Source organism: Acinetobacter sp. OYA S30 (genome assembly GCF_033599315.1).
Classification (GTDB): Bacteria; Pseudomonadota; Gammaproteobacteria; order Pseudomonadales; family Moraxellaceae; genus Acinetobacter; species Acinetobacter baumannii.
On sequence record NZ_JAWVAV010000151.1, the window covers coordinates 1 to 422 of the forward strand.

Annotated in this window: 1 pseudogene; it reads left to right on the top strand. The window is 40.3% G+C overall.

The annotated features are described in order from the left end of the window. A pseudogene (locus R5R67_RS19575) lies at window positions 1–321 on the top strand (hypothetical protein); the annotation flags it as partial. Between the last annotated feature and the right edge of the window lie 101 nt (window positions 322–422).

Consider the following 422-nt stretch of genomic DNA (forward strand, 5'->3'; position numbering starts at 1 on the left):
CTTGAAGCAATCCGTTGTATCGGATCTGGTAAATACACTCCAGAGTTTTATTTAGAGAAGATGATGGATATCGAAGCGAATGCTTCATTCATGTTCTCGGCCACAGCTGCTGGTTGGATTGATGCAATCAAAACCCGTGATGTGTTTACACTGACCTTCGACATCAGAGACAGCAAAGGAAGTAAATATTCTTTCAACTTCCCTCAATTAGAAGTGATGGAAGCCAATCACCCGGATGGTGGTGGTGATGACATCATTACTGTAGACATCAACTTTGCTCAAGTTCGTACAGCTCCAACGATTGTACGTGCTCTTGTGTAATTAGCTTAATCAGTAACAAAGCCTATGGAATCCCATGGGCTTTTTTATTTCTAAAAATTAGAGGTTGCTATGGCTTTAAAAGTCGGAATTATTAAAAGCTC